The sequence below is a fragment of the Ramlibacter tataouinensis TTB310 genome (genome assembly GCF_000215705.1).
Classification (GTDB): domain Bacteria; phylum Pseudomonadota; class Gammaproteobacteria; order Burkholderiales; family Burkholderiaceae_C; genus Ramlibacter; species Ramlibacter tataouinensis.
In genome coordinates this window covers 3,452,424-3,470,540 of the sequence record NC_015677.1, presented here as the reverse complement: position 1 = coordinate 3,470,540, position 18,117 = coordinate 3,452,424, and the positions used below count along the sequence as shown (strand labels likewise).

Annotated in this window: 16 protein-coding genes; 9 read left to right on the top strand and 7 right to left on the bottom strand. The window is 71.2% G+C overall.

Translation table 11 applies throughout. From position 1 onward, the window contains the following. Nucleotides 1–75: 75 nt before the first annotated feature. The 3 genes from RTA_RS16650 (at nucleotide 76) to RTA_RS16640 (ending at nucleotide 2,930) form a co-directional block, all read left to right on the top strand. Nucleotides 76–1,299 carry a urate hydroxylase PuuD gene (locus RTA_RS16650; RefSeq protein ID WP_013902602.1) on the top strand — a complete coding sequence of 408 codons (1,224 nt, stop codon included), beginning with the start codon at nucleotides 76–78 and terminating at the stop codon, nucleotides 1,297–1,299. Further along, nucleotides 1,296–1,718, top strand: a complete 423-nt coding sequence (locus RTA_RS16645; protein ID WP_013902601.1) for a secondary thiamine-phosphate synthase enzyme YjbQ — start codon at nucleotides 1,296–1,298, stop codon at nucleotides 1,716–1,718. The genes RTA_RS16650 and RTA_RS16645 overlap by 4 nt, the downstream gene beginning before the upstream one ends. 138 nt (nucleotides 1,719–1,856) lie before the next feature. Beyond that, nucleotides 1,857–2,930: a hypothetical protein gene (locus tag RTA_RS16640; RefSeq protein WP_013902600.1), complete on the top strand. Its 1,074-nt coding sequence runs from the start codon at nucleotides 1,857–1,859 to the stop codon at nucleotides 2,928–2,930. Between the two features lie 49 nt (nucleotides 2,931–2,979). On the opposite strand, the gene RTA_RS16635 is transcribed toward RTA_RS16640, so the two are convergent. Continuing rightward, entirely contained in the window at nucleotides 2,980–3,954 is a 975-nt protein-coding gene (locus RTA_RS16635; RefSeq protein WP_013902599.1) for a Bug family tripartite tricarboxylate transporter substrate binding protein, read from the bottom strand. A 38-nt stretch (nucleotides 3,955–3,992) separates the two neighbouring features. Continuing rightward, nucleotides 3,993–4,745, bottom strand: coding sequence for a maleate cis-trans isomerase family protein (locus RTA_RS16630; protein WP_013902598.1), 753 nt, complete (start codon nucleotides 4,743–4,745; stop codon nucleotides 3,993–3,995). Nucleotides 4,746–4,826: 81 nt separating this feature from the next. Between RTA_RS16630 and RTA_RS16625 the strand changes: the two genes are divergently transcribed. Further along, nucleotides 4,827–5,732, top strand: a complete 906-nt coding sequence (locus tag RTA_RS16625; RefSeq protein WP_013902597.1) for a LysR substrate-binding domain-containing protein — start codon at nucleotides 4,827–4,829, stop codon at nucleotides 5,730–5,732. Beyond that, entirely contained in the window at nucleotides 5,729–7,084 is a 1,356-nt protein-coding gene (locus tag RTA_RS16620; protein WP_013902596.1) for a glycerate kinase type-2 family protein, read from the top strand. The genes RTA_RS16625 and RTA_RS16620 overlap by 4 nt, the downstream gene beginning before the upstream one ends. A 425-nt stretch (nucleotides 7,085–7,509) precedes the next feature. Here the strand turns inward: RTA_RS16620 and RTA_RS16615 are convergent, their stop codons facing one another. Then, entirely contained in the window at nucleotides 7,510–8,490 is a 981-nt protein-coding gene (locus RTA_RS16615; RefSeq protein ID WP_013902595.1) for a LysR family transcriptional regulator, read from the bottom strand. A 127-nt stretch (nucleotides 8,491–8,617) separates the two neighbouring features. On the opposite strand from RTA_RS16615, the gene dctP reads away from it, so the two are divergent. The 4 genes from dctP to RTA_RS16595 all read left to right on the top strand — a co-directional run bounded on the left by dctP (nucleotide 8,618) and on the right by RTA_RS16595 (nucleotide 12,848). Further along, nucleotides 8,618–9,592 carry a TRAP transporter substrate-binding protein DctP gene (dctP, locus tag RTA_RS16610; RefSeq protein ID WP_013902594.1) on the top strand — a complete coding sequence of 325 codons (975 nt, stop codon included), beginning with the start codon at nucleotides 8,618–8,620 and terminating at the stop codon, nucleotides 9,590–9,592. A gap of 8 nt (nucleotides 9,593–9,600) precedes the next feature. Further along, a complete protein-coding gene (locus RTA_RS16605) occupies nucleotides 9,601–10,119 on the top strand; it encodes a TRAP transporter small permease (RefSeq protein WP_013902593.1) in 519 nt (172 codons plus the stop codon). Beyond that, nucleotides 10,116–11,435 (top strand): TRAP transporter large permease, encoded by a 1,320-nt coding sequence (locus RTA_RS16600; protein WP_013902592.1) that lies wholly within the window; start codon nucleotides 10,116–10,118, stop codon nucleotides 11,433–11,435. The genes RTA_RS16605 and RTA_RS16600 overlap by 4 nt, the downstream gene beginning before the upstream one ends. 69 nt (nucleotides 11,436–11,504) lie before the next feature. Continuing rightward, nucleotides 11,505–12,848, top strand: coding sequence for a sialidase family protein (locus RTA_RS16595; protein ID WP_013902591.1), 1,344 nt, complete (start codon nucleotides 11,505–11,507; stop codon nucleotides 12,846–12,848). A gap of 3 nt (nucleotides 12,849–12,851) precedes the next feature. Here RTA_RS16595 and RTA_RS16590 read toward each other — a convergent pair whose 3' ends face one another. The 4 genes from RTA_RS16590 to RTA_RS16575 are packed head-to-tail and all read right to left on the bottom strand — an operon-like array spanning nucleotide 12,852 to nucleotide 18,097. Continuing rightward, a complete protein-coding gene (locus tag RTA_RS16590; RefSeq protein WP_013902590.1) occupies nucleotides 12,852–13,265 on the bottom strand; it encodes an acyl-CoA thioesterase in 414 nt (137 codons plus the stop codon). Beyond that, the gene (locus RTA_RS16585) at nucleotides 13,265–14,296 is read right to left on the bottom strand and encodes a Bug family tripartite tricarboxylate transporter substrate binding protein (protein WP_013902589.1); all 1,032 of its coding nucleotides are present in this window, start codon (nucleotides 14,294–14,296) and stop codon (nucleotides 13,265–13,267) included. The genes RTA_RS16590 and RTA_RS16585 overlap by 1 nt, the downstream gene beginning before the upstream one ends. Before the next feature lie 23 nt (nucleotides 14,297–14,319). Beyond that, nucleotides 14,320–15,933: an indolepyruvate oxidoreductase subunit beta family protein gene (locus RTA_RS16580; RefSeq protein ID WP_013902588.1), complete on the bottom strand. Its 1,614-nt coding sequence runs from the start codon at nucleotides 15,931–15,933 to the stop codon at nucleotides 14,320–14,322. Nucleotides 15,934–15,943: 10 nt separating this feature from the next. Continuing rightward, the gene (locus RTA_RS16575; protein WP_013902587.1) at nucleotides 15,944–18,097 is read right to left on the bottom strand and encodes a thiamine pyrophosphate-dependent enzyme; all 2,154 of its coding nucleotides are present in this window, start codon (nucleotides 18,095–18,097) and stop codon (nucleotides 15,944–15,946) included. Between the last annotated feature and the right edge of the window lie 20 nt (nucleotides 18,098–18,117).

Here is an 18,117-nt window from a genome sequence, read left to right as displayed (position 1 = left end):
CGCCGGCCCATGGGTGCGCGGCCTTCCTCTGCTCAGAGCGCCCGCGGTGGTGAGCAGGCCTGATGGGCAACCGCCATGGAAAGCTACCTTCTGGACTGGGCCAACCTGCTGCTGCGCTGGCTGCACGTCGTCACCGCCATCGCCTGGATAGGCTCCTCGTTCTACTTCGTCTTCCTCGACGCCAGCCTCACCCCGCCGCAGGACGAGGACTTGCAACGCCAGGGCGTGAGCGGCGAGCTGTGGGCGGTGCATGGCGGCGGCTTCTACCACCCGGTGAAGTTCGCGGTCGCGCCGCCCCGGCTGCCGGCGCACCTGCACTGGTTCTACTGGGAAAGCTATTCCACCTGGTTGTCCGGCTTCGCGCTGTTCACGGTCTCGTACCTGTGGAACGCCGGCACCTACCTGGTGGACAAGTCGCTGATGGACTGGTCGCCCGGCGCCGCCGTCGCCGTGGCGCTGGCCTTCCTGGGGGTGTTCTGGATCCTGTACGACGCCATCTGCCGTGTGTTCGGCGGGCGCAAGCACGGGGAGGCGATCGTCGGCGCGCTGGTGGCGCTGCTGGTGGGCATCGCGTCCTGGCTGGCCTGCCACTGGTTCGCCGGGCGCGCCGCCTTCCTGCTGGTGGGCGCCATGATCGCCACCGCCATGAGCGCCAACGTGCTGTTCTGGATCATCCCGGGCCAGAAGAAGATGGTGGCGTCCATCCGCGCCGGCCAGCCGGTGGACCCCATCCACGGCATCCGCGGCAAGCAGCGCAGCGTGCACAACACGTACTTCACGCTGCCGGTGCTGCTGGCGATGGTCTCCAACCACTACAGCTTCCTGTGGAGCCATCCGCGCAACTGGCTGGTGCTGGTGCTGCTGATGGCCGCGGGCGCCGCCGTCCGCCAGTTCTTCGTGCTGCGCCACGGCTGGAAGCTGGGACGCAACCGGCATCCGCTGGCCTACGCGCTGGCGGGCGTGGCCGTGATCGCCGGCACCGCCGTCTGGCTGGCGCCCCGGCCGGGTGCCGCGGATCCAGCGGCTGCGGGCCCAGGGGCCGTGCGGGCTGCAGGCCCGATCGCCTACGAAAAGCTGCAGCCGGTGCTGGCCCAGCGCTGCTACCAGTGCCACGGCGAGCAGCTGCAGATGAAGAACGTGCGGGTGGACACGCCGCAGGCCGTGAAGCAGCACGCCCAGGCCATCTACCAGCAGGTGGTGGTCACGCGCCTCATGCCCATGAACAACGCCACCGGCATGACCGAGGCCGAGCGCGCCCTGGTCGGGCAGTGGTTCCGCGAGGGTGCGCGGCTGGAATGAGCCGGGTCACCCAGCGCACCCTGGAGATCGCGACCGCCGGCCGCGGCACCGTCTCCATCACGGCCGCCGTCGCCGAGGTGGTGGCGGCCTCGGGCGTGCGCACCGGCCTGGCGCAGGTGTTCGTGCTGCACACCAGCTGCTCGCTCGCCATCACCGAGAACGCCGACCCCGACGTGCGCCGCGATCTGGAAACCGTGCTGTCGCGCCTGGCGCCCGATGGCGACCCGGCTTACCGGCACGACCTGGAGGGGCCGGACGACATGGCGGCCCATGCGCGCAGCGTGCTGACCGGGCCTTCGCTCACCGTGCCCGTGGCCGGCGGGCGCCTGCTGCTGGGCACCTGGCAGGGCCTGTACCTCTGGGAGCACCGCACCGGGCCGCAGCAGCGCCGGGTCGTGGTGACGGTGCTGGGCGGCTGAACCGAGAGGGTGCCGCCGGGCGGTAATTTTCGGAGGGTGCGTTGGTTTTCAGGCAAGCCGCTTTGCCTGCGCAGGACTGGCATCTATGATGCCCCGCCGCGAATTGCGCGGTGAAGCAAATCCCGAGGAGGGGAGGCAATGAGAGCAACTTGGCAGTACGCCGGCCGTTGGCTGGGCGCTGGGATCGTCGCGGCAGCGATTGCGGCGTGCGGGGGCGGGGGCGGGGGCGGGGGCGGCGGAACGGCAACGCCCGAGCCAACGCCCGCAGCAACGCCCGAGCCGCTGCCCGTAGCAACGCCCGAGCCAACGCCTGATGCACGCAATGGCGACTACACGGCCTTCGGCACCGACGGCTATCTGTACACCCTGAGCCTGGATTTCGACGCCATGACCTATGCGGTCAGCGGCAACGCCACCAACGCCACCGGCACCATCGTGGCCGACGGATCGGGCTACCTGTTCCAGCCGGCCCCGAGCGGCGCAGCGCGCAACACGGCCCGCTTCACGATCGCCGACGATTCGGTGGTCGGCGGCTTCCCGTCCGGCGCCGGCGTCGGAACTTTCATCGCCTCACGCAACTTCATCACGACCGTGGCCGAAGCGGTGGGAACCTACAACTTCCTGGCGCGCATCATCGAGCCGTCGGTAGCGCCGAACACGTCCATCTTCTCCGGCGAGATCACCTCGGCCGGCACGCTGCGCTATTGCCAGGACAACGCGGTTTATGCCATCGCGCAGTGCCCGGCTGCCTCCGTGCAGACCGCAACGCTCACCGTCTCTGGTGACGAGTTCATAGGCGCCACGGCTACGGGCAACATGCGGTTCCGCGTGGCCCGCATCGGTTCCGACAAGGTGTTCCTGCGCGTGACCATATCGCCTGGCACGTCGCGCCGCTTCTGGGTCGGCACGCCCGAAACGGCGGCTTACGCGGCCGGCACTTTCACCGGCGTCAACACGCTGGGCACGGCCGGAACGTTCACGGTATCCTCCACCGCCCACAGCGCCAGCGGCGTGACGCCGAGCGGCACGACGGTGACGCGCGAAGGTACCGTGAATTCGCTGGGTGGCATCGGACCGACGTCAATGGTCGGCATCCAGACCGCGGACCAGGGCAACTTCTTCTCCATCCGCTCCACCCACATCGGGGTGGTCGCAGCCGCTCGCGGCAACACGTTCGTGCCGGGCCTGTTCGAGATCGGCCGGGCGCAGTAAGGCCTTGCCCTGGCAGACCCGCAACGGGAATGCCAGGGTAGAGGCTGCATCAGTCGGCCGTGATGCCGGCCGCCTTGATGGTCTTGCCCCAGAACTCGGTCTCGCGCTTGACCAGCGCGTCCAGCTCCGCCGGCGGCAGGTAGCGCAGGTCGATGCCGGCAGCCGCCGCGCGGGTCTTGGTCTCGGGCAGCTCCAGCGCCTGCTTGATGCCGGTGGTCAGCTTGGTGACCACCTCCGCCGGCGTGCCGGCCGGCGCGAAGATGCCGACCCAGGCCTCCAGCTCGAAGCCCTTGAGGCCGGCCTCGGTGGTGGTCGGCACGTTGGGCAGGCCCGGGTGGCGGCTCTTGCCCGTGACCGCATAGCCCTTGAGCTTGCCCTGCTGCACATGGCCCATCACCGAAGGCGGCGTGGTGATGAAGACCTGCACCTGGCCGGACAGCACGTCCGAGATCGCGGCGCCCGAGCCGCGGTAGGGGATGTGGACCATGCTGGTGCCGGTCTGCATCTTGAACATCTCGGTGCCGATGTGCGAGAGCGAGCCGTTGCCCTGCGACGCATAGCTGAGCTTGCCCGGGTTCTGCTTCAGGTGGGCGATGAACTCGGTCAGCGTGTTGGCCGGCACGGAAGGGTGGGCGGCGATCACGTTGGTGGCGGTGGTGATCAAGGCCACCGGCACCAGGTCCTTCTGCGACCACGGCAGCTTGGGCGTGAGGTTGGGGTTGCCCACGTGGTAGGCCGAGTAGGACGTCAGCAGGGTATGGCCGTCGGCCGGCGCGCGGGCCACCAGGCCGTAGGCCACGTTGCCGCTGCCGCCGCCCTTGTTGTCCACCACCACCGACTGGTTCAGCACCCGGGCCAGCGGCTCGCTGAGCAGGCGGGCCGAGCCGTCCACCAGGCCGCCGGGCGGGTTGGGCACGATCAGGGTGATGGGCTTGCTGGGAAAGGCCTGGGCGGCGGCACCGCCGGCCAGCAGGCTGGCGGCCGCCAAGGCGGCGAGGCGTCGGACGAAATGGCGCTTGTTCATGAGAGAGTCTCCTTGGGTCGTTCGGTTGGGATTTTTCTTCAGTAGCGGCCGGACAGCAGCGTGCCGGCCTCGGGCACGCGGCGCTCCAGCCCCAGGTGCTTGAGCAGCGACCAGGTGGTGCACACCGCGCTGGACACCACCGGCAGGCCGCTGGCGGCCTCGATCATCGGCACGGCCGCCAGCGAGGGCATCTGCACGCAGGCCGAGGCGACGATGGCGTCGGCGCCCTTCACGTTCAGCTGCTTCCACAGCTCGGCCGGCGCCTTGGGGTCGCGCGCGCCTACCGCCACGTTGTCGCGGATCTCCAGCGACAGGCTGTCCACCACCTCGATGCCTTCGTGCTCCAGGTAGTCGATCACCAGCCGCGTCAGCGGCTTCATGTAGGGCGCGATGAGGGACACGCGCTTGGCGCCCAGGGCTTGCAGGCCCTCGACCAGGGCGCCGGCGCTGGTGGTCACCGGCGCCGGCGCGCCGTTGCCCACCGTCACCTGGTGCAGGCGCCGCTGCGACTCGCGGTGGTAGCCCTTGCCCATGCTCATGATGGCGACCAGGCAGGCGTAGCCCAGCGCGTCCATCCGGGCGTCCGACAGCTCGGTTGCGCAGCGGTCGGAGTCGCGGTCCATGGCCTCCAGCTGCTCCTTGGTCACCTCCTTCATGCGCATGCGGCTGGAGTGGAAGGTGAAGCGCTCCGGCAGCACGCCCTCGCGCGCGCGCAGCATGGCGGGGATCTCGGTTTCCATCGTGGTGTTGGAGCTGGGGACGATGAGGCCCAGGCGGTACGAACGGCTCATGGCGCGCGATCTTGCGCCGCCGCTATCTATACTGGCAAATACAGAATCGGTATCGATTCATTTGCCGGAAGGTATGGATCCATGGAGCTGCGGCAGCTGCGCTACTTCACCGTGCTCGCCGCCGAGCTCAGCTTCACGCGGGCGGCGCGCAAGCTGCACGTCTCGCAGCCCCCGCTGAGCCTGCAGATCGCCAACCTCGAGAAGGAGCTGGGCGCCCGCCTGTTCGAGCGCACCAGCCGCAGCGTGCAGCTCAGCGATGCGGGCAAGGCCTTCCTGCCGCACGCCCTGGCGGTGCTGGAGCGGCTGGACGAGGCGCGCAGCCACGTCGGCCTGGTGGCCAACGGCCTGGAGGGCCGCATCAAGCTGGGCCTGTCGGGCTCGCATTTCCTGGGGCCCCTGCCGCGCTTCATCCAGCGGTTCGGCGCCAGCCGGCCGGGCGTGGAGATCGTGCTGCAGGAGATGGCGCCGGTGGACCACCTGCGCGCGCTGCGCGAGGGGCGGGTGGACCTGAGCGTGTCGCGCTCGTCCCTGTCGGACGGGCAGCTGGCCAGCCAGCTGCTGTGGCGCGACCCGGTGGTGGCGGCCCTGCCGCGCGGCCACCGCCTGGCCCGCCGCAAGACGCTGCGGCTGGCCGAGCTGCGCGGCGAGCCCTTCGTCGCGCTGCGGCGCGAATCGTCGGCGTTCGCTCAGCGCCTGTTCGACGCCTGCCTGGAAGCCGGCTTCGTGCCCCGCACGGTGCAGCAGGTGATCGAGCTGCCGGCGCTGGTGCACCTGGTGGCGGCGGGCCTGGGCGTGGCCCTGGTGCCCGCCTCGCTGGCGCGGCTGCGTGCGGGCGAGGTGGCGACCTGCCGCCTGGGCGCGCACATGCCGGCCGGCGACGTGTACGCGCTGCGCCGCATCGACGAGCCGCAGCCGGCGGTGCGCGAGTTCATGCAGGCCCTGCTGGCCTGGGCCGGCGCGGCACAATCGCGCGAGGAGCTCCGATGACCGCACCCGACCCCTCCACCCACCCCCGCGCCTTCCTCGAGCACCTGTACCAGGCCGCCGTGCGACGCGCCCTGCCGCTGCACACCCTGGGCCCGTGCCTGCCCGCGCCGCCGCGCGGCCGCACCCTGGTGCTGGGCGGGGGCAAGGCCGGCGGGGCCATGGCCCAGGCGCTGGAAGCGCTGTGGCCGCGGGAGGCGCCGCTGTCGGGCCTGATGGTCACCCGCTACCACCACGTGCCGCCGCGGCCCGAGGGGCTGCCGCGGCGCATCGAGCTGGTCGAGGCCGCGCACCCGGTGCCCGACGCCGCCGGCCTGGCCGCGGCCCAGCGCATGCTGGCGCTGGCGCAGGGCCTGGGCCCCGACGACCTGGTGCTGTGCCTGATCTCCGGCGGCGGCTCGGCCCTGCTGACCTTGCCGGCCGAGGGCCTGTCGCTGGAAGACAAGCAGCGCATCAACCGCCAGCTGCTGGCCAGCGGCGCCAACATCCACGAGATGAACTGCGTGCGCAAGCACCTCTCGCGCATCAAGGGCGGGCGGCTGGCGGCCGCCTGCGCGCCGGCTCGCGTGGTCACGCTGGCCATCAGCGACGTGCCAGGGGACGACGTGTCGGTGATCGCCAGCGGCCCGACGGTGCCGGACGCGACCACCTGCGCCGAAGCGCTGGACATCCTGCGCCGCTACGGCATCGAGGTGCCGCCGCTGCTGCTGCGCCAGCTCGAGCAGGGCGGGCTGGAGACGCCCAAGCCGGGCAGCCTGCTGTTCCACGGCCACGAGGTGCGCCTGGTCGCCACGCCCCAGCAGTCGCTGGAGGCGGCGGCGCAGGCCGCGCGCGCCGCCGGCATCGAGGCGCACATCCTGAGCGACGAGATCGAGGGCGAGTCGCGCGAGGTGGGCAAGGTGCACGCCGCCCTGGCCCGCGCCGTGGCCGCGCGCGGCCAGCCGTTCCGCAAGCCCTGCGTCATCCTGTCCGGCGGCGAGACCACGGTGACGGTGAGGAAGCCGCCCGAAGGAGCGCCGGACGCCCGCCCCGGCCGGGGCGAGGATTCAGATGCCCACCCCGGCCGGGGCGGGCGGGCCGGCGAGTTCTGTCTGGGCCTGGCGCAGGCGCTGCAGGGCCAGCCGCGGGTCTGGGCGCTGGCGGCGGACACCGACGGCATCGACGGCATCGAGGACAACGCCGGCGCCTTCGTCGCGCCCGACACGCTGCAGCGCGCGCTGGCGCGGGGCATGAAGCCCGGCGCCTACCTGGACCGCAACGACGCCTACGGCTGGTTCAGCGCGCTGGGCGACCTGGTGGTGACCGGGCCGACTTACACCAACGTCAACGATTTTCGCGCGCTGCTGGTGCTCTGAAGTTATCGATTGGTGTTGGGATGCTTTTAGGGCTGTAGATGCTCCTCGCTTGCCCCCCCTTCTCCCCCCCGCCCCTCTTCGCCCCCCGCCGGGGCGAAGAGGGGAGCCTGGATTTGCCCGCGCGCGCCGACTACTCGCTACAGGGGTGAGGCTGCGTTGCCGACCAGCACGCCACGGCGCGAACCTGCTGTTGGACGCGCTTCGAGGCCGGCTGGCTCGGAGCCGCTGGCCGCGCCAAGCGCTGGCCAGGACGAGACAAGAAGACGGGATGCCGCTCCCCTTACGAGCCGGCCGCGCTTGCGCGCTGGCTCGCGGCTCCCCGCCGGTCGGCCAGCCATTCCTAGGACTGCAGCGCCTGGGCCGTGGTGCGCCGCGGAGGTGGCGACGTTGGCCTGTAGTTGCGTAGCCGGCGCGACGAAACCAAATCAAGGCTCCCCTCTTCGCCCCGGCGGGGGCGAAGAGGGGCGGGGGGGAGAAGGGGGGGAAACAGCCACCGCGCGGCCGAACAGCCGGTGCAGCAGCGCCCGCATCCACTGGTGCGCCGGGTCGCGCTCGGTGCTGGCGTGCCAGACCAGGCGCACGTCGTAGTGCGGCGCGTCGGCCAGCCGCCAGGTGCGCAGCTGGTAGCGTTCGCCCAGGTCGCGCGCGTACATCTCGGGCACGATGGCCACCAGGTCGGTGGCGCGCGCCAGCTCGGGCAGGGCACCGAAGTGGCGCGCCCGCAGCACGATGCGGTGCGCCAGCCGCGCGCGGGTGAGCATCTGCTCCACGCCGGTGTGGAAGGTCGCGGTGGGCGAGGCCACCACCAGGGCGGCATCGGCCAGCTGCGCCTGCGTCAGCGCCCGGCCGGGCCGGCCGGCGGGCGGCCGCCATTGGGGCGAGGCCAGGGCCACGTACTGCTCGCGGAACAGCGGCTCGGCGCGCACGCCGCGGTGGCGCGGCTGCAGGATGCCGACGGCGCAGTCGATCTCGCGCGTCTCCAGCGCCGCCGCCACGTCGGCCGCGGCCACCGAGATGTTGGACAGGCGGGCGCGCGGCGCCTCGGCGCGCAGCGCCGCGGCCAGCCGCGGCAGGAACAGCATTTCGCCCAGGTCGGACAGCGAGAGCTTCCAGTGCATGTCGGTGGTGGCCAGGTCGAAGCGGCTCTCGCCGGTGACCAGCGCCTCCAGCTGGCGCAGGTGCTGCACCACCGCCGGCGCCAGCTCCTCGCAGCGGCGCGTCGGCTCCAGCCCGCCCGGCGAGCGCACGAACAGCTGGTCGCCGAAGAAGCCGCGCAGCCGCGCCAGCGCGTTGCTGGTGGCCGACTGCGACAGCGCCAGCCGGCGGCCGGCGGCAGTCACCGACCGCGTCGCGTGGATCGCCGCGAGCACGCGCAGTAGGTTCAGATCGAGCTGGCGGAAGTTCATGCACCGGACTTTCAGGGTTCACCCTGACATTCACGAGATGAATGTAGTGCATTCACACAACCCATTCGCCAAATACAAGCACGGTGCGTAAATTGCCCCCGATTCCCAAATTCCAAGGAGACAGGTGATGAGCCCACGCGTGTTGAAGAAGATGGCGGCGCTCCTGCTGGCGGCGGGCTTTGCGGCCGGCGTGTCCGCCCAGGAGGCGACCCTGCGCCTGGTCAGCGCCTTCGCCGAGAACGGCATCTACGTGCAGCGCCTGCAGACCTGGATCCAGAAGTTCAACGCCGAAGGCAAGGGCGTGCTGCAGATCAACTTCATCGGCGGGCCCAAGGCCATCCCGTCCTTCGAGGTGGGCAACGCCGTCAAGACCGGCGTGGTCGACATGGCGCTGAACACCGGCGCCTTCTACACCAACGTGATGCCTGAGGCCGACTTCCTCAAGCTCACGCGCATCCCGGTGGCCGAGCAGCGCCGGAACGGCGCGTTCGACGCGATCAACAAGGTCTGGAACGACAAGGGCAACATGCAGTACCTGGCCCGCATGGTGGAGAACCAGCCCTTCCACATCTACCTGAACAAGAAGATCGACAAGCCCGACCTGGCGGGCCTGAAGGTGCGCATCACGCCGGTGTACCGCGACTTCTTCCAGGCCCTGAATGCCAGCGTGGTGACCACCGCGCCGGGCGAGGTCTACACCGCGCTGGAGCGCGGCGTGGTCGACGGCTACGGCTGGCCGATCGGCGGCATCTTCGACTTGAACTGGCACGAGCGGACCAAGTTCCGCGTCGACCCGGGCTTCTACGACGCCGAGGTCTCGCTGATCATGAACCTGCCCGCGTACCGCAGGCTGAGCGAGCCGCAGCGCGCCTACCTGCAAAAGCAGCTGCTCGCGCTGGAGGGGGAGAACGGCTTCTGGACCCGCTATGCCCAGGAGGAGACGGCGCGCCAGGAGAAGGCCGGCATCCAGGCCGTCAAGTTCGATGCCGCCACGTCCAAGGCCTTTGTCGACCGCGCCTACCAGGTCGGCTGGGCCGGCGCCGAGAAGCAGAGCCCCGAGATCGCGGCGCGCTTCAAGGCGCTGTTCTCCCCGTCCAGGTGAGCGGGCGCATGGCCCGCGCCTACGGGCGCCTGCTTGCCGCTCTGGCGCTGGCCGGCTGCGCGCTGCTGTTCGCGATGATGCTGGTCATCGTGGCCGACGTGGCGCTGCGCAACATCCCGGTGCCCGGCCTGCCGCGCGGCCTGGCCTGGAGCAACGAGGTTTCCGAGCTGATGCTGTACCTGCTGACCCTGCTGGTGGCGCCCTGGCTGCTGCGCCAGGGCCAGCACATCCGGGTCGACATCCTGCTGCAGGCCTTGCCGCCGCGCCTAGCCTGGACGCTGGAATGGGTGGGCGATGCGCTGGGCCTGGCCTGCTGCCTGTTCATGGCCTGGTACGGCGCGCGCGCCGCCTGGGAGAGCTGGGCCTCCGGTTCGCTGAGCATCAAGACCCTGGTCACGCCCGAGTGGTGGTCGCTGGCGCCCCTGCCGGTGGTGTTCCTGCTGTTGGCGGGGGAGATGCTGTTCCGCATGGCGCGGCTGTACGCCGGCGAGCGCGGGCCGCGGCGCGACGCGGTGAGCGCGGCATGAATTGGGAATTCGCGGCCTGGCTGATGCTGGGCGGGTCCACCGTGCTGCTGTTCCTGGGCATGCCGGTGGCGCTGACCTTCATCACCGTCAACATCGTCGGCGCCTGGCTGTACATGGGCGGCGAGGTCGGCCTGGCGCAGCTGGCGCGCAGCAGCGTCAGCTCGGTCGCCGCCTTCTCGCTCACGCCCATCCCGCTGTTCGTGCTGATGGGCGAGGTGCTGTTCCACACCGGCCTGGCGCTCAAGGTGATCGAGGGCATCGAGCGGCTGATCCGCCGCGTGCCCGGCCGGCTGGCCGTGGTGGCGGTGGTCGCCGGCACGGTGTTCTCGGCGATCTCGGGCTCGACCATCGCCACCACGGCCATGCTGGGCTCGCTGATGCTGCCCATCATGCTGGCGCGCGGCTACCACCCCACGCTGGCCACCGGCCCGCTGATGGCCATCGGCGCCGTGGACATGCTGATCCCGCCGTCGGCGCTCACCGTGCTGCTGGGCTCGCTGTCGGGCATCTCCATCTCCAAGCTGCTGATCGGCGGCGTGGTGCCGGGGGCCATCCTGTCGGTGGCGTTCGTGCTGTGGATCGTGCTGCGGGTGAAGTCCAACCCGCGCCTGGCGCCGCCCGACCCGGACGAGGGCGCCGGCCCTTCCGGCTGGGCGCGCTGGCGGCCGTTCTTCGCCTACGTGCTGCCCACGCTGTCCATCTTCGGCGTGGTGGTGGGCGCGCTGGCGGCCGGCTGGGCCACGCCCACCGAGTGCGCGGCGCTGGGCGCTTTCGCGACCCTGGTGCTGGCGGCCTGCTACCGCGCCCTGACCGCGCAGGCCCTGCTCAAGGCGCTGCAGGGCACGGCTGCGATCTCCGGGATGATCCTGTTCATCATCCTGGGCGCCACCACCTTCGCGCAGATCCTGTCGTTCTCGGGCGCGAGCAACGGCCTGGTGCAGCTGATCACCGGCCAGGGCCTGTCCACCGCGGCCGTGGTGGCCGGCATGCTGGGGCTGCTGATCTTCCTGGGCATCTTCGTCGACCAGGTCAGCATGATGATGATCACCCTGCCCATCTTCATGCCCATCGTGCAGGCGCTGGCCGTCGATCCCGTGTGGTTCGGCGTCATGTTCCTGATCTGCATGCAGCTGGGGCTGCTGCTGCCGCCGCACGGCCTGCTGCTGATGACCATGCGCGGGGTCGCGCCGCCGCAGGTGACCATGGCGCACATCTTCCGCGCGGTCGTGCCCTATGTCGCGATGAGCCTGCTGCTGCTGGCGGCGGTGTTCCACTGGCCGGCCATCGCTACCTGGCTGCCGGCGTTGATCGGCTGACTGCGCGGCAGCAGTGGAAAAGCGCATGGATCAGCAAAACCCGGCCGCGCCCAGCCGCTCCAAGCGGCCATGCTCGCCACTTACCACCATTCCCGCCGCTTCCTGCTCGGCCTGGTCCTGCTGCTGGCCGCCGCGCTGCTGCCGGCCCGCCCGCCGTCCCCCTCGGTAGAGTGGCAGGACCCGGTGGAGATCGCGGCCGGGCGCGGCCAGCGCGGCCCCTGGGCGCAGAACGAGTCGCGCTACGACTTCGTCGACGATCCGACGGTGATCCTGGCGCCGGACGGCGACGCGGCCGTGGCCTGGGTCGACCAGGCGCGCAAGGCCGTGCTGTTCCAGCGGTTCGGGCCCACCGGCGCGCCTCGACTGGCGCAGCCGGTGGACGTCTCGCGCCAGCCCGCCACCTTCTCCTGGCTGCCGCGCCTGGCCATGGCGCCGGACGCGCCGCAGCGGCTGTTCGTGCTGTGGCAGGAGATCATCTTCTCCGGCGGCTCGCACGGCGGCGAGATGATGCTGGCCCGCTCGGAGGACGGCGGACGCTCGTTCTCCGCGCCGGTGAACCTGTCCAACTCGACGCCAGGGGACGGCAAGGGCCGCATCAACCCCGAGGTCTGGCACAACGGCAGCTACGACCTGGTGGCCGGCCCGGGCGGCGTGCTGTACGCCGCCTGGACCGAGTACGACGGCCCGCTGTGGTTCAGCCGCTCGACCGACGGGGGCCGCCGCTTCTCGCGCCCGCTGCAGCTGGCCGGCGCGGGCCAGGCCCCGCCCGCCCGCGGCCCTTCGCTGGCGCTGGCCGCCGACGGCACGCTGTACCTGGCCTGGACCGTGGGCGAGGACGCCGCGGCCGACATCCACGTCACCCGCTCGACGGACGGCGGCGCGACCTTCGATGCGCCCGTGCGGGTGGCGCCCAGCGCCACGTACTCGGACGCGCCCAAGCTCGCCGTGGACCCCGACGGCGTGCTGCACCTGGCCTATGCGGAAAGCGCGGGCGGTCCGTTCGAGCGCCACCGCATCCACTACACCCGCTCGAGCGACCGGGGCGCGACCTTCGAGCCGCCCCGGGTGCTGTCGCAGCCCCTGCCGCCGCAGGCCGTCAGCGCCGCCTACCCGCAGCTGGCCCTGGATGCGCGGGGCGGTGTCTACGTGGCCTGGGAGCTGTACGCCGACGAGCGTGGGCGGCCGCGCGGGCTGGCGCTGGCCGTCTCCACGGATGGCGGCCAGCGCTTCGGCCCCGCGTCCGTGGTGCCCGGCAGCGCCGACGCGCGCGGCGGCGCCAACGGCAGCACGCAGGGCCTGCTGATGCGCAAGCTGGCGGCGGACGGTGCCGGCCGGCTGGCGCTGGTCAACAGCGCGCTGCGCGAGGGTTCGCACAGCCGGGTGTGGATGCTGCGCGGCGCGGTGCAGCGCTGAGCGTCAGCGGCACGCGTCGCGGATCGCGCCCGGCACCTCCAGCGCGAAGATGCTCCCATCGGCGCGCCGGCCGGCGAAGATGCGCACCTCGTCGCATTCCATGACCAGCGTGTCCTCGCGCATCACGCGGTGGCGCTGGATGAAGCTCTTGCCGCGCCATTCCGCCACGCTGGTGTGGATGCGCAGCAGGTCGCCGTAGCTGGCGGTCTTGACGAACTTGGCGTGCGTGTCCACCAGCGGGGTGCCGATCACCCCCAGCGCCTGCTCGGTCTCATGCCAGGGGGGCACGCCGCACTCGACGAAGAAGTGGCGCGAGGCCGCGTCGATCCAGCGGAAGAAGTTGGGGAACCAGACGATGCGCGCCGGGTCGCAGTCGCCGAACTCGACGCGCACCTGATAGACAACCGTCCGTGTCATCAGTCCCCCCTTATGTTGCGCGCCTTGATCAGGGCGCCGAAGCGCTCGCTGTCGGCCTGCGCGCGCGCCGCGAAGTCCTGCGGGCTCATGGGCGACGGGATGCCGCCGATCGCGGCCATGCGCTCGCCGAAAGCGGGGCTGCGCAGGACCGTGTTGATCTCGGCGTTCAGCCGCGTCACCACCGCGGCCGGCGTGCCGGCCGGCGCGTAGAAGCCGAACCAGGTGTCGGCGTCGAAGCCGCGCAGGCCAGCCTCATCCATGGTCGGCACGTCGGGGAACTGCGGCGAGCGGCGCGGGCTGCCCACGGCCAGCAGCTTGAGCTTGCCGGCCTTGACGTGCTGCAGGCCCACCCCGGGGTCGAACATGAAGTCGATCTGGCCGCCCAGCAGGTCCTGCATGGCCGGCGCCGCGCCGCGGTAGGGGATGTGGGTGGCGAAGGCGTTGGTCTGCGCCTTCATCATCTCGGCCGCCAGGTGCGGCGAGCTGCCGTTGCCGGGCGAGCCGTAGCTCAGGCGTCCGGGATTGGCCTTGAGGTAGGCCAGAAAATCGCGCGCATCGTTCACCGGCACCTTGGGATGCACCTCGAGGTAGACCAGCACGCGCGCCGCGGCGGCCACCGGCACCAGGTCCTTCACCGGGTCGAACGGCATCCTGGCGTACAGGTGCGGGTTGATGGACACCGTGCCGCCCGAGCTCATGAGCAGCGTGTGGCCGTCGGCCGGCTGCTTGGCCACGTGGTCGCCGGCGATGTTGCCGTTGGCGCCGGCGCGGTTCTCCACCACCACCGGCTGCCCCAGCGCCTGCGCCAGCGGCTCGGAGACCGCGCGGGCGATCTGGTCGGCCGCACCGCCGGGCGGGAAGCTGACGACGACGCGCACCGGCTTGCCGGGCCAGGCGGCGGCTGCGGTGGCCGCCTGGGCCCAGGCAGCCGGCAGCGGCGCCGCGGCCAGGACCATGGACAGCGCGGCGAGCAGCGCCCGGCGGGCGCCGGTGGGAGCAGTGGGCGGCCGGATGGGGTGGCGGGATTGCATCGGGTCTCCTCGGTGATGCCGGCTCAGGCCGGCTGTCGGGGCTTCGCGGCCTCGGGCTTGCGCATGAAACGGATGGGCTGCGCCTTCACCGGGCGTGCGGGCGCGCCGTGCGCCGCCAGGGTGGCGTCCAGCGCCTTGCCGGCGTCGTCCGCCAGGGCGGCGCTGCGCGCGGCGGCGACTGCCAGCGCGGCGGCCTGCGGGTCGCCCCCTTGCGCCAGGTGGTCCAGCACGTGCAGCAGGTTCTCCTTGCCGCGCTCGTTGGTGGCGCCATAGCCCTTGATCAGGCGCCCGCACAGGGCGATCTCCTGGCCGAGCTGCCAGTGGCGCCGTGTGCCGTCGACCACGCCCTGCAGCCACTTGACTATCATCCGCTGCTCCAGGGCGAAGCGGCTGCCGTGCGGCCGCAGCCACCGCGCGGCGGCCAGCGTGCGCAGGGCCAGCATGCCGAACACGCCATGGGTGCCGATCTTCAGCGGCAGCGCCCACGGCTGCCGGCCGGCGGCGACGCGGCGGCGGTCCCAGGCCACCAGCCTGCCGGCCAGCGATGCCGGCAGCAGGGCGGCGAACTCGGGCACGCCGGGCTTGAAGTGGTCGTACAGCTTCAGCAGGTCTTCCTCACCCGGCTTGACCTCGCCCCTGACGCGCTGCCAGCGGGAGGCGCGGCTCTTGAGGTGGGCGACGCGGACGATGTCGTCGAAGGCCATCCACAGGGCCAGCCAGCGCGCCATCTCCCGGGTCGTCGCGAAGCCGTGGACGCCCTGCGGGTCGGCCTCGCGCTCCGCATCCAGCACCGACCGCAGGCGCCGGGCGTAGAGCTCGGCATAGCCCTTGTCCTGGTACTCCAGCAGGCGCGCGTAGCCCAGGGCGAACATCTCCTGCACGGTCGGCGGGAACACGCCGCGGTGCGGGTGCTGCGGCGGCGATGCCTGCGGCGCCAGCGTGCCGGCAGGCGCGGGCTCAGCCGCCGGGGCCAGCACCTGGGCGACGTAGTCCGACTGGGTCTTGCCCTGCGAGACGATCTCGCAGGCCCGGGCGAAGCCGCGCAGGCTGGCTTCCACGCCCTTGCCGCCGGCCTTCACCACCGCCTCGTAGTCCTCGCGCCTGAACGGGAACAGACCGCTGCCGGCGATGGCGCCCAGCATCACGGCACTGACCACCGTGCCGGTTTCCCTGGCGACTGCCGCCATGTCGAACACCTGGTGGGCCCGGCTGAACTGGCGGACGATCTTGAGCAGCTCGGCCGGCTCGGCGCGGCCGTCGCCCAGCTGCATGCGTTCCTGCGTGGTCAGGGTGCGCGCCGACGAGGTGATCACCAGCGTGCGGTCGGGCGCCGTCATGCCGTTGCCGACCTGGCGCGCCGTCTCCAGCAGCTCGGACGACACCATCGCATCAAGCGCGCCGGGCACCGGGTTGAGGCTGAAGACGGGGCGCCTGCCGCCCAGCTCGGCCCGCTTCACCGGGAACACCTCGATGTAATAGGTGGTCGCGCCGGTGCGCTGGGCCACCCCGGGGATGGACGTGCTCTGCGCCGGATAGCCGGCATGGCGCGCGGTGTCGACCAGCCACTCGGTCAGGACGCCGCCGCCTTCGCCGCCGAGGGCGCTGATCAGCAAGGTGATGGGTTGCTGTTGGTTCATTGTTGCTTGCCTAGGCCGGCCGCAAGGCCCTGACCACCCACGACTGCATCGAGGCCAGCATCCGCTCATGCCACTTCGGGTTCTGGATGATTTCCGCCCGGTAGAACGAGGGGCATAGCGTGGCGGCGTGGGCGTTGGCCCCGCACAACCCGCAGCCGACGCAGCCGTCGAGCACCGTCGCCACCGGATCCACCTTCAAGGGATCCGGGTTGTCCTTGAGGGTCAAGGTGGGGCAGCCCGACAGCCGGATGCAGGCATGGTCGCCGTTGCACACGTCCTCGTCGACGCCGTACTTCACGCGCACGACGCGCTTGCCTTTCTTCAGCAGGCCCTGGATCCAGGGCTTGATGCGACGCTGGCGTTCCAGCTGGCATTCGCCCTCGGCGACGATCACCTTCAGCCCGTTGAAGTCGCTGGTGAAGGCGTCGGTCAGCGTCCTGCGCATCTGCTCCACCTCGTAGGTGTGGACGGTGCGCATCCACTGCACGCCCAGGCCCTTGAGGGCGGACTCGATGGTCTGGTTGGTGTGGACCATGCTGGCGCCCTTGTCGCCGGCGGCCTCCTTGGCCGCGTCCCGGGGCGTGGAGAGGATCTCCTGGGTGCCGGTGGCCGAGGTGTAGCCGTTCTTGAAGATCAGCAGCACCGCGTCGTCGCCGTTGAACAGCGCGCTCTGCACCCCGGTCAGCAGGCCGTTGTGCCAGAAGCCGCCGTCGCCCATGAGGGCCAGCGTTCGCCTTTGCATCATCGGCGACACGCCTGCGCGCGAGGCCAGCGACATGCCGTAGCCCAGGATGGAATGGCCCATCGAGAAGGGCTCGAAGGTGCCGAAGGCGTGGCAGCCGATGTCGGCGGCGATGTGCACGTTGCCGATCTCCTGCTGCGCCAGCTTGAGCGCGGAGAACACCGGCCGCTCGGGGCAGCCGATGCAAAAGCCCGGCGGCCGCGCCGGCAGCGGTTGGGCCAGCGCGGCGGCGGCCGCCTGGCGGCGGTCGGTGTTGGCCGCCAGCCAGCGCCGCGCTTCGTCCGTCACCGTGCCCGACAGGTAGCTGGTGGCGAAGTGCACCAGGCCGTTGGCCACGACTTCGACGCTGTATTCGCCGCTCGAAGGCAGCACGTCCTTGCCGTGCAGCTTCGTCTGGATGTCGCGGCGCCGCAGCAACGTGGCGATCTCCTGCTCGATGTACTCCGGCTGGCCTTCCTCCACCACCAGCACCGCGCGCTTGCCGACGCAGAAGTCGGCCACCTGTTCCGGCACCAGCGGGTAGGTGACGTTCAGCACCAGCAGCGGGATGTCGCTGTTGCCGAAGGCGTCGGCCAGGCCCAGCTGCTGCAGGGAGCGGACCAGGCTGTTGTAGATGCCGCCCTGGACGATGATGCCGAGGTCCTGGTGCTCGCCGTCGAACAGCTCGTTGAGCTTGTTCTCCACGATGTACCTGCGCGCCGCGGGGATGCGCTGCTCGCCCTTGAGCTTTTCGTGGCGGAAGGTCACCGGCGGGTGCGCCAGCTTCATGTAATCGAAGCCGGAGGGGTTCTCCATCAGCTGGCGCGTCGAGATGGCCGGCTTGACGTTGTCCTTGGCCTGAAAGCTGCCGCGCACGTGGCAGGCGCGGATGCGCAGCTCCAGGACGGCCGGCATGTTGGAGGCCTCGGACAGCCGGAACCCGTGCTCCACCATCCGCGTCATGACCTCGAGGTCGGGCCGCGGATCCAGCAGGCACATGCCGGACTTCAGCGCGTAGGCATGCGTGCGCTCCTGGATCACCGAGGCGCCCTCGCCGTAGTCCTCGCCCACCACGAGCAGCGCGCCGCCGGTCACGCCGGGCGAGCACAGGTTGGACAGCGCGTCGGCCGCGACGTTGGTGCCGACGATGGACTTCCAGGTCACCGCCCCGCGCAGGGGGTAGTGGATGGAGGCGCCCAGCATGGCGGCGGCGGAGGCCTCGTTGGAGCAGGCTTCCACGTGCACGCCCAGCTCGTCCATGTAGTCCCTGGCCTGCACCATCACGTCCAGCAGGTGCGACACCGGCGCGCCCTGGTAGCCGCCGATGTAGGCGACGCCGGACTGCAGCAGCGCCTTGGTGATGGCGAGGATGCCCTCGCCGTGGAAGGTCTGGCCGCGCCCCAGGCGCAGCTGCTCGATTTCTTGGCTGAACGAAACTTCCACGCTGGTCTCCTGGCAGCCGG